Genomic DNA, 10,539 nt, shown 5'->3' on the forward strand with positions numbered 1-10,539 from the left:
TGGCAGCGTCACGCTCGACCAGCTCCGGGCCGTGGTGCATGCCAACACCAGCAATCCCGATGACTCGACGAGCCTGACCTCGGACAACCTGGTGACACTGACCGCGACCAAGACCGACAAGGACGGCGACAGCGCCCTGGCGACGCTGAATATCGGGCAGAACCTGGTGTTCAAGGACGACGGACCGAGCATTACCACCACTGGGGTGGAACCGACGCTGACGGTGGACGAAACGATACTGGCGACCAACGCGACCCAGAGCTTTGCCGCCAACTTCAATTCGGCGTTTGGCGCCGATGGGGCGGGCACAGTGACCTATGCGCTGGGCGTGGTGGCCGGAGCCTCCGGGCTGACCGACACGGCCACGGGGCATGCGGTGATCCTGTCGCTCAACGGCACCGTGGTCGAAGGCCGCACGGCCACGAGTGATCTGCTGGTGTTCACGGTCAGCGTGGCCGCCAATGGCAGCGTCACCCTCGACCAGCTCCGGGCGGTGGTGCATCCCAATACAACCAATCCGGATGACTCGACGAGCCTGACCGCGGACAACCTGGTGACGCTGACCGCGACCATTACCGATAAGGAGGGCGACAGCGCCCAGGCGACGCTGAACATCGGGCAGAACCTGGTGTTCAAGGACGACGGACCGAGCATTACCACCACCGGGGTGGAACCGACACTGACGGTGGACGAGACGATACTGGCGACCAACGCTACCCAGAGTTTCGCCGCCAACTTCAATTCGGCGTTTGGCGCCGATGATGCCGGCACGCTGACCTATGCGCTGGGCGTGGTGGCCGGAGCCTCCGGGTTGACCGACACGGCCACGGGCGACGCGGTGAACCTGTTGCTCAATGGCACCGTGGTCGAAGGCCGCACGGCCACGGGCAACCTGCTGGTGTTCACGGTCGGTGTCGCCGCCAATGGCAGTGTCACGCTCGACCAGCTCCGGGCCGTGGTGCATGCCAACGCAGCCAATCCCGATGATTCGACGAGCCTGACCGCGGACAACCTGGTGACACTGACGGCGATCAAGACCGACAGGGACGGCGACAGTGCCCAGGCGACGCTGAACATTGGACAGAACCTGGTGTTCAAGGACGACGGCCCGGCACTCACTTTCGGCAACCTGATCGGGACCGGTAGCGTCCTTGCGCAGTCCGGGTTCTGGAATATGGCGACGGGAGCCGACGGGCTGGGTGCGGCCGGTCTGGATATTTCGTTGGTCAATAACCAGTTCACCCTCATCAGGCCAGACAACACGACCACGACCGGGACCGGCACGCTCAACGAGCTGGCGCTATCACCGGATATCAATGGCGCGTACCACTTCGCAGGAACGCTGACCGGTGATTTCGACAACAACGCCGCAACGGCGAATACCACCGTCGACTACACGTTGACCGCCTATGCCGATGGTCGCTATGCACTGGATCTGGTGCAAGGCTTCAGTTCGACGATAGTGCTCAGCAGTGCCGATGGCTCGCTCGCTGCCGGTGGCCCGGATTCGGTGCGCACGTTGTTAATTCCGCAGACGAGTAACCCGGCCATTCCTTCGACATCCGAGGAGATTGTGTTCTTTTCCGCGAAGGCGCTGGCGTCGACTGCGGACATCCTGAGCGGCATTGGGCTCGGAGCACCCGACCCCACCGAAGCCGCGCTACAGACCAACCCCCTGCCGTCGTACATAGACCCGGCGGCCATGAACGTCAGCACGTCCGGCATCGGCGTCGCCAATAACGTGTTCCAGGGCGATAACCTGGCGGCAATCAGCGCCGCCGATGAAAGTTTCGTCATCAATCCAGAGAGCCTGCTGACGGGAATGAAGGTCTTCATCGACAACTCCGTGGCGGGTTACAACACGGCGACCGAGGACCTGTACTACAGGATCTACTACGCGGATGGCACGTTTTCGAACCGCGTCGAGGTGAACACCCTGACGCCGGAGGCTGGCGGGCAGGTGTCCTTCCTTGTCCAGAAGGAGGGTACGGTACTGATCGACGCTGTCCAGCTGACGATGGGGCGGGGCGATGTCAAGATCCCGGTGATCCAGTTCATTCAGCAGAGCGAGAGTCTGGCCAGCGATGTCCAGCTGGCATTCAGCGCGACGCTGACGGACAAGGATGGAGACTCGGCGACGAGTACGTTTGACGCCAACCTGTTCGCCAACGACCCGACCAACGCATCCTTCGACTTCTCGCTGGTTGGCACGATCGGTAAGCAGGATGCGTTCAACATCGATCTGTCAGTCAATGAGAACCTGTACCAGGTTACCGGCTTCGATGTGGGCTCAGGCGTGCAGGACAAGCTGGTGCTCAACGGCGACCCGAACGCCGTTGTCCAATCGATCAACAACACCGGCGCGGACGGCGTCGTGACGGTTGCCGAGTCTGGCGGACAAACAACGACCATCACCTTGGTCGGGGCCCATATCCAGAGTACCGACATCTTTTTTGGCAGTGCTTGAAGCTTTGCGCGCGTGAACGGATGCGAGGGTGGCCTAGGAAACCACCCTCGCATTCTTTTTGCGGTTCTGTTACGGATCCGGATGATCGCATCCGCTGTGAACTGGCGAGCAGCACAAGGCTTAAAGAGCGCGGCGGGGTAGATACAGGTTAACGCAGCAGGAAATACCGAGAACCACATCAGCATTGCGGTCACCCTGTTCCAGGCTACCGACAGGAATGGCGACACGGTGATGGCCTACCCCCCCTTGAAAGTGAGGGGCAGACCGTCTTGTATTGACTTGAAATTCAATCCATTTCCACCCAGGTGGAGGGCGGTGCTTCGTTGTTGGTAAGTCCGTGTTTCAGCGCATACATCAGCAAGTCGATGCGGTTGATGAGATTGAGCTTTTGATAGATGTTGCTGAGGTGGTTGTGCACGGTGTGCTCGCTGATCCCCAGGCGCCCGGCGATGCTCACATATTTGGCGGACGGTTCGCCCACGATGGCGCAAATCAGTTCTCTCTCGCGCAGCGTCAGCCGCGCCTGTTTCGCCTGCTCCCGATTGCATTTCAAGGGTATATGCCCGGCCGCTGTATAGCCGGCAAGGCCGCCAGCCCAGGCTCTATCCATTGCGAAGTCGCTATGATGGACCTTGAGGATGGCCTGGATAATCGATTCCGTCGGGTCTTCCGCCAGCACGATGCCACGAGCGCCAGCCTCTATCGCCTGGGCCGCGGGGACGGCTTCGTACAGGCCCTTGAGCAGCAGCACTTTCATTTCGGCGCTACGGGTGAGTCCTGCGACGACCTCCAGAGGATTCAGTGCATCCGGAAAGAAACTGAAAAAAATGACATTGGGCCGCAACTGATCGGCAAGATTCAGCGCATTGGTGTAGGTGGTGGCCTGGCCTGTCACTTCCATTCGGGGCTTTCTGGAGTCAATCAAGTCGTGAAGGCCCTTGAGCACGAGGGGGCGACAATCGATCAACATCACGCCTATTGGCTTTTCCTGGTCAGTCATCATCTTCCTGACCCCCTTGAAAAACCAACGATGGCCTCCACCCGCTGGCCTTCCTGAGTCAGCAACTTGCTCACTGGGTCGCCGTGATTGAGGGACAGATTTGAACGCCGGGAGGCCGTGATGGTGCCCGCCCAGGCATTGGCAACCAGCGGCCCCGGGGTCGTTTCCATCAACAGCGCCGGCAGAAGGGGCGAACGTTTCCAAAAGGCAGGCAAAGCCCGAGAGAGGAAATAAATACGAATAATTATCAACAGAATACGCATGATGATGTGCTCCCGCATGCCTCTCAACGGAGTCTAGGTCAGCCCGGAGTGCTGCCAGCCTGACCATCCGTCAGTCCTCGATAAAAGCCCCGTGCGGGTAGGCCTGGCTGATGATTTCAAGGAAGGGGTAACCCTCGAAAATCAAGGTATTAGACTCGCCACAGTTGGCCTGCGACCAAAGTCTGACCCTGATCAAAATCGTCAATTAACCGACAAATGGTGTGCAGTTAGGAAGGCTGACTTCGACTTAGTCAATTTGTCGGCGAAATTTGCCTGGCCGAGCCACCTGCAAGCCGGAGCTTGAAGAAATCAGTGAGCAGCACTGGCCGCTCTCGTTTTCAGTAACGCTTTCATATATTCAGTGTGAGCGTTGGGGGAGGTTCTCAAGGGAATGCCATGGCTGGCCGATAACCCGGACAGTTACCCGCTTCTTCGTCTCTCGCGGTCGATGCATGTACTGATTGGCGATGAGAAGGCGTTTGCTGGCTAAGGGCTACCAGCTATCATCTGCGCGCCAAATCAAGGGCTGCGAAGCTGAGTCCGTCTGTGTATTTGCCTTTGGGTTCTTCTTCTTAAATTGCCTGGAAATCTTCGATGCTGTCGTATCACCAAAAGCGTTTTCTGATCGTCGATGATTTCTCGGACTTCCGCAGTTCGGTTCGGTCGATGCTGCGCGAACTGGGCGTCAAGGAAGTGGACACTGCCGATACCGGCGAACAGGCGCTGAAAATGTGTTCGCAGAAGCAGTACGACTTCATCCTGCAGGACTTTCATCTGGGCGACGGCAAGAAAAATGGCCAGCAGGTGCTCGAAGATCTGATGGAAGAAAAGCTGATCAGCCATGAAGCGGTGTTCGTCATGGTCACCGCTGAAACCAGCCAGGCCATGGTGCTCAGTGCGCTGGAGCATGAGCCCGATGCCTATCTGACCAAGCCGTTCAACCGTTCCAGCCTGGCCCAGCGCCTGGAGCGCCTGGAGCAGCGCAAGACCCTGCTCAAGCCGATCCTGCAGGCCCTCGATCGCGGCAAGCCGATGGAGGTGCTCAACGCCTGCATCGCCCTGTGCAAGCAAGACATCCGCTATTCGCCACTGTGCCTGCGCTATCGCGCCGATGCCCTGCGCGACCTCAATCAGAACGAAGCGCTGGAGCGGCTGTACGACGGCATCATCGCCGACCGTCCATTGCCATGGGCGTTTGCCGGGTTGGGCAAGTTGCTGTTCAAGCGCGGCCAGATCGGGCAGGCCAAAGGCATTTACGAAAAAGCCCTGAAGGTTTTCCCGATGATGCCGTCGCTGTATGACGGCATGGCCGACGTACTGGTCGCCGAAGGGGACACCAAGGGTGCACAGCGCGTTCTCGAAGAAGCGATTCGCCTGTCGCCGCTGGCGGTGCGCCGGCAAGCGTTGCTAGGCAAGCTGGCAATGACCAACGAGGACTTCGATACCGCTTCCAAAGCCTATCGTCAGGCTGTAGCCCAAGGCGCGCAGTCACGTTTCAAGGATCCTGAAAGTAACCTCGGCCTGGCTCACGCCTTGATCAGCAAGGGCAGCGCCAGGGGGCTGGATACCCGCACCCGACTGGAAATCAATACCACGCTGAGCGCAGTGGCCAAGGACAACCCTGGCGACCCTGGCCTGCAAATTCGTGCGCGCTTGATGAAGGCCACCAGTCTGCTGATCAACGACGCGGAAACGGCCGACAAGCTCACCGAGCAAGCCTTGTTGCGCCTCGATGGCATGGAGCAATTCATGAGCGCCGAAGCGGCTTTGCTGGTAGCCAAGCAACTGAAAATGCTCGGGCAGACCGAGGCCGGCACCGCGATGCTGAAAAACTGCGTGGAAATCTACGGCGACGATCCGACGGTCATGAAGGACATCGCCAAGCAGACCGACGACCCGACCATCCTCAACTCCGGCAACGCCGCCGCGGAGCTCAACCGTCAGGGCGTACGCGTGTACAAGACCGGCAACCTGGTGGAGGCCCGCCAGGTATTCCGCAAAGCCCTGGCGATGCAACCGAAGAACATCAGTATCGCCCTGAACATGGCGCAGTCGTTGTTGCATGGCACCGATACCGGCGTTCCTTCGGCGGAGCTGGAAGAATGCCGGGTCTGCCTGAAAATGGTCGGCCTGATGCCCGATTCCGACGCGCGTTATCCGCGTTACCAGAAGCTCAAAAGCAAGGCGTTTGGCCAATGAACGACAACGAACAGGCACTGGATTTCTCCACGGTGATCGCCTCTACCGTGCACGACATGAAGAACTCGCTGGCGATGCTGATGCAGGCCCACAGCCAGTGGCTGGCGCGATTGCCGGAGTCGGCGCAGCAGACGCCGGAGCAGGGCGTGATCGACTTCGAGTTCGCCCACCTCAACGGCATGCTGGTGCAGTTGCTGGGGCTGTACAAGCTCGGCGTCAACCAGATGCCGTTGCAGCCGGCCTACCATGAACTGGACGACTTCATCGAGGCGCAACTGGCTTGCCATCAGGAGGTGTTCGCCAGCCGCGGCATCATGGCCACCTATGAAGTGGATCCGCTGAGCCCTTTGGGTTTCTTCGACCGTGAGTTGATCGCGTCGGTATTGGCCAACTGCATCAACAACGCCATTCGCTTTGCACGGCATGCGGTTTTGATCAGTGTCAGCGACGAAGCCGGGCAACTGGTGTTGACCATCAATGACGATGGTCAGGGCTATCCGGCGCAGATGATCGAGCGTCAGGCCGATTACGTGCAGGGCATCAATCAAAGCACCGGCAGCACCGGGCTGGGCCTTTATTTTGCCGGGCGAATTGCCGCGCTGCATCAACGCAACGGCGTCGGCGGGCGCACCGAAATCAGTAATGGCGGACCGTTGGGCGGTGGGGTGTTCCGCCTTTACCTGCCCTGAGAGGCAGCATATTTATCGACGCTGCTTGAAATTCCGAACACGCGGAGCCTATTTTGTACGGTCGCCGTTCGCGGCCCGCACAATAACAAGGATTGCGTCATGAGGACCGTTGGCCTGAGTTCACTCGCGCAGCGATTGACGGGCATTGATGAAGTTGAATGTGTGACGCCGGATTTGAACGGCGTACCACGGGGCAAAGTGATGACCTGCGAGGGCTTTCTCGACGGTCGACGTTTGCAGATGGCGCGGGGTGTGCTGCTGCAATGCATCATGGGCGGATACCCGCCGGCGCGGTTTTACGGCAGCGATGATGGCGACCTGGCGCTGATCCCGGACCCTGCGCAAATCCATCGCTTGCCCTGGAGCAATCCACCGCGGGCCTTCGCCATTTGCGACGCGAATGAACTGGGGACTGCAACCAGCTCCAGCCTGTCGACCCGTGGCCAGCTCAAGGCCGTGATTGCCCGTTACGCGGCCCGCGGCCTGGCGCCAGTCGTGGCGACCGAGCTCGAATTTTTTGTCTTCGCCCCCAACACCGATCCGACCCAGGCATTTCAGCCGCCACTGGGGCTGGACGGTCGTCGAGAGGATGGGCAGTCGGCGTTCAGCGTCAGCTCCAACAATGGGCTGCGCCCCTTCTTCAATGAAGTCTACGAATGCATGGCGGCGTTGGGCTTGCCTCGCGATACCTTCATGCACGAAATGGGCGTCAGTCAGTTCGAGATCAATCTGCTGCATGGTGATCCGCTGTTGCTGGCCGACCAGACGCTCCTGTTCAAGCACTTGCTCAAGGAGGTTGCCCTCAAGCACGGGCTGAGCGTGGTGTGCATGGCCAAGCCGTTGGCGCATACGCCGGGCAGTTCGATGCATATTCACCAGAGCGTCGTCGAGATCGATTCGGGACGTAACGTGTTCAGTGATGAGGCAGGGCAGGAGACGGCAACCTTCCGCCATTTCATTGCCGGCCAGCAGGCTTGCATGGCCGACTTCACCGCGTTGTTTGCGCCGAACGTGAATTCCTATCAGCGCTTGTGCCACCCTTACGCCTCACCGAATAATGCCTGCTGGTCCTATGACAACCGGGCGGCCGGCTTGCGCATTCCAGCCAGTTTGCCGGTGGCCCGTCGGGTCGAGAACCGCTTGCCGGGTGCCGACGCCAATCCGTATCTGGCAATTGCCGCAAGCCTGGCGGCGGGGTTGCATGGCATCGAGAACGCGCTGGAGCCGAGCGCGCCGATCCAGGGTGAATTCGAAGTACCGGAAAATCTTTCGTTGCCGTGTACCTTGCATGCGGCACTCGAGCGTCTGAAACGTAGCCAGTTGGCCAGGGAACTGTTGGGCACGGAATTCATCGAAGGCTACATCGCTTCGAAGACCCTGGAGCTGAGCAGTTTTTATGATGAAATTACTCCCTGGGAACGGCGTGTTTTAGCAGCCCAGGCCTGACGATCCGTCGACATCCGGCTATCGTTTAGCGGTAGCCGATTCTCACTGCAAGGAGCCGCTCGGAACGCCGATGCGCCAAATCTGGAAATCCTTTCGAGCGCTGTATTTCGCCTCGCTGATGATGTTGATCGGCTCGGGCCTGTTGAGTACTTACCTGGGCCTGCGCCTGGCGGCCGACCATGTCGACAGCCTGTGGGTGGGTGCGTTGATGGCCGCCAACTACTTCGGCCTGGTGCTGGGGGGCAAGATCGGTCACCGGTTGATTGCCCGGGTCGGGCATATCCGGGCCTATTCGGCCTGTGCCGGGATCGTCGGCGCGGCGGTGTTGGGCCATGGCCTGGTCGATTGGCTGCCGGCCTGGCTGTTCCTGCGGGTGATCGTCGGCCTCGGCATGATGTGCCAGTACATGGTGATCGAGAGCTGGCTGAACGAGCAGGCTGAAGCCAGGCAGCGCGGGTTGGTGTTCAGCGGTTACATGATCGCTTCGTACCTGGGCCTGGTGATGGGGCAGCTGATTCTGGTCATGCACCCGGCGCTGGGGCTGGAGCTGCTGATGCTGGTCGCCCTGTGTTTTGCCCTGTGTCTGGTGCCTGTGGCCCTGACCCGGCGGATTCACCCTGCACCGTTGCATCCGGCGCCGATGGAGCCACGGTTCTTTATCAAGCGCGTGCCGCAGTCATTGAGTACGGTGCTCGGGGCAGGCCTGATCGTGGGGTCGTTCTACGGTCTGGCGCCGCTGTATGCCTCGCAGCAAGGGTTGTCCACGGAACAGGTCGGCCTGTTCATGGGTAGCTGCATCTTTGCCGGGCTGCTGGTGCAGTGGCCGTTGGGCTGGTTGTCCGACCGCTACGACCGGGCGGTGTTGATCCGCAGTTTCGCGTTCAGCCTGGCACTGGCCGCACTGCCGCTGGCGATCATGCCGCAGGTGCCACTGGAGGTTCTGTTTCTCGCCGGTTTTGTCTGTTCGCTGGTGCAGTTCTGCCTGTATCCGTTGGCGGTGGCGTTCTCCAATGACCACGTCGAAGGTGATCGCCGGGTGTCCCTGACGGCGATGTTGTTGGTGACCTATGGTGTGGGTGCGAGCATTGGGCCGCTGGTGGCCGGGGTGCTGATGAAGCTGTTCGGCAGCCAGATGCTCTATGCGTTTTTCAGCTTCTTTGCGTTGGTTCTGGTGTGGCGAATTCGTCCGAAAGCGGTGACCAATCTGCACCAGGTGGAAGATGCGCCGCTGCATCACGTGGCCATGCCGGACAACATGACGAGTTCGCCGCTGGTAGCCTGCCTCGACCCGCGAGTCGATGAGCAGGTGGTGCAGGATCAGATGACCGGTCCGGTAAGTGCCGGGCCAGGGCCTGAATCAGAGCCTGAAACAGTCACCGAAACTGAAGCCGATCAGCCGCCGGAAGATCCGGATACAGGACGAGATCCCAACTTGAGCGAGGCCAGGCCTTAAATCCAGGGCACAAAAAAACGGGCAGTCACCGCAAGGGACTGCCCGTTTTTTGTTGACGCTCTGTCAGAGGTCGTCTTTGTCGAAGCGACGCGCTTCGCGTTGCAACTGGTAGACGAAGCGTTCGACCTGACGCTGCACCAGCCCGCTCATGTTGTGGAAGCGAACGCCGGCGAAGGTGGTGGAGATCTTTTCTTCGAAGTGCAGATAACGCAACTCGACCGGAGCGGTCATCTTGCCAAAGGGCAGTTCGGCACTGAAGCGGTCGTAAACCTGACCCAGTTGCAGGCTGCCGGTGATGTCGCCGTCGAAGCGCAGTTTGCAGCCGGTAGCGGAAATATCCAGCAGTTTGCCGCTGATCGAAGTCTTGAGCTTTTCGCCGTCCAAGTTGACGTTGACCAGTTGTGCCAGCTTCAGCGCGGCGCGGAACGCATTACGACGCTGGTGGTACACCACTTCATCGGGCAGGCTGCCGCGGTAGCAACGGCTGCCGCCGGATTCGTCGATGGTCAATTGGCCGTTGCTTTCCCAGGCGATGCGCACGCCTTCGTGGAAGCCTTCGACCTTGAACGGTTCGCCCGCCAGCAGGTAGCGCTCGCCATCGCGGGGGATCATTTCGTCCAGGGCAATCATGTTGCTTTCACGGTCCAGCTCCACCAGATAGCTCTGGAAGCGCTGGCTGCGCTCGTGGAACGTGATGATCAGCGGGTCATGGCTTTCGAGCAGCTGGCGCAGGTTGCCGGAGATTTCCAAGGGCGTGGAGAGCACCTTGGGTGGCTGCGGAGCATCATCCACGGATAAGGCATTGGACACGGTTAATCAATCTCCAGACAAAATTTGACTACGACTAGCCAGCATTTTGCCAGCATCTTTCGCGTCTTGGATAGAGCGGGCTCATCGACCGGCCTAAGCCTGACTGAGCGGGCGTGGCTTAGCAAGCTTGGAGAAGGTTCCGCTGGCATCGTAAAGCGCCGGGGTTTCACCGCCGTTAAGGATTTTCAGCTGGGTGGCTGTAGCGGCTTTTT

8 protein-coding genes and 1 pseudogene are annotated in these 10,539 nt (G+C 59.8%); 5 read left to right on the forward strand and 4 right to left on the reverse strand.

The features are described from left to right. Positions 1 to 2,467 (forward strand): DUF5801 repeats-in-toxin domain-containing protein (locus PMI29_RS24190; protein WP_007994886.1); only part of this gene is annotated, 2,467 nt, incomplete at its 5' end. A gap of 286 nt (positions 2,468 to 2,753) precedes the next feature. On the opposite strand, the gene PMI29_RS24185 is transcribed toward PMI29_RS24190, so the two are convergent. Next, positions 2,754 to 3,467 (reverse strand): response regulator transcription factor, encoded by a 714-nt coding sequence (locus tag PMI29_RS24185; protein WP_007994888.1) that lies wholly within the window; start codon positions 3,465 to 3,467, stop codon positions 2,754 to 2,756. Next, on the reverse strand, positions 3,467 to 3,730 hold the full coding sequence (locus PMI29_RS24180) for a hypothetical protein (protein ID WP_007994890.1): 264 nt from the start codon (positions 3,728 to 3,730) through the stop codon (positions 3,467 to 3,469). The genes PMI29_RS24185 and PMI29_RS24180 overlap by 1 nt, the downstream gene beginning before the upstream one ends. Before the next feature lie 594 nt (positions 3,731 to 4,324). Here PMI29_RS24180 and PMI29_RS24175 point away from each other — a divergent pair. The 4 genes from PMI29_RS24175 (at position 4,325) to PMI29_RS24160 (ending at position 9,517) form a co-directional block, all read left to right on the forward strand. Beyond that, complete coding sequence (locus PMI29_RS24175; protein ID WP_007994891.1) at positions 4,325 to 5,929, forward strand: tetratricopeptide repeat-containing response regulator; 1,605 nt, start codon at positions 4,325 to 4,327, stop codon at positions 5,927 to 5,929. Continuing rightward, on the forward strand, positions 5,926 to 6,618 hold the full coding sequence (locus PMI29_RS24170; protein ID WP_007994892.1) for a sensor histidine kinase: 693 nt from the start codon (positions 5,926 to 5,928) through the stop codon (positions 6,616 to 6,618). The genes PMI29_RS24175 and PMI29_RS24170 overlap by 4 nt, the downstream gene beginning before the upstream one ends. 201 nt (positions 6,619 to 6,819) lie before the next feature. Beyond that, positions 6,820 to 8,064, forward strand: coding sequence for a glutamine synthetase family protein (locus PMI29_RS24165; RefSeq protein ID WP_162130668.1), 1,245 nt, complete (start codon positions 6,820 to 6,822; stop codon positions 8,062 to 8,064). Positions 8,065 to 8,134: 70 nt separating this feature from the next. Further along, complete coding sequence (locus PMI29_RS24160) at positions 8,135 to 9,517, forward strand: MFS transporter (protein WP_007994894.1); 1,383 nt, start codon at positions 8,135 to 8,137, stop codon at positions 9,515 to 9,517. Between the two features lie 63 nt (positions 9,518 to 9,580). Here the strand turns inward: PMI29_RS24160 and PMI29_RS24155 are convergent, their stop codons facing one another. Further along, positions 9,581 to 10,327: a flagellar brake protein gene (locus PMI29_RS24155; protein WP_007994895.1), complete on the reverse strand. Its 747-nt coding sequence runs from the start codon at positions 10,325 to 10,327 to the stop codon at positions 9,581 to 9,583. A 93-nt stretch (positions 10,328 to 10,420) separates the two neighbouring features. Next, positions 10,421 to 10,539 (reverse strand): annotated as a pseudogene (locus tag PMI29_RS30845) (flagellar protein FlgN); the annotation flags it as partial.

The sequence above is a fragment of the Pseudomonas sp. GM49 genome, from assembly GCF_000282355.1.
In the GTDB taxonomy this organism is placed as follows: domain Bacteria; phylum Pseudomonadota; class Gammaproteobacteria; order Pseudomonadales; family Pseudomonadaceae; genus Aquipseudomonas.

What these genes read in the sequence shown, in the direction of transcription:
- PMI29_RS24170 (WP_007994892.1), top strand. Translation starts at nt 5,926, where the DNA reads ATGAACGACAACGAACAGGCACTGGATTTCTCCACGGTGATCGCCTCT.
- PMI29_RS24165 (WP_162130668.1), top strand. Translation starts at nt 6,820, where the DNA reads ATGACCTGCGAGGGCTTTCTCGACGGTCGACGTTTGCAGATGGCGCGG.
- PMI29_RS24185 (WP_007994888.1), bottom strand. Translation starts at nt 3,467, where the DNA reads ATGACTGACCAGGAAAAGCCAATAGGCGTGATGTTGATCGATTGTCGC.
- PMI29_RS24180 (WP_007994890.1), bottom strand. Translation starts at nt 3,730, where the DNA reads ATGCGTATTCTGTTGATAATTATTCGTATTTATTTCCTCTCTCGGGCT.
- PMI29_RS24160 (WP_007994894.1), top strand. Translation starts at nt 8,135, where the DNA reads ATGCGCCAAATCTGGAAATCCTTTCGAGCGCTGTATTTCGCCTCGCTG.
- PMI29_RS24175 (WP_007994891.1), top strand. Translation starts at nt 4,325, where the DNA reads ATGCTGTCGTATCACCAAAAGCGTTTTCTGATCGTCGATGATTTCTCG.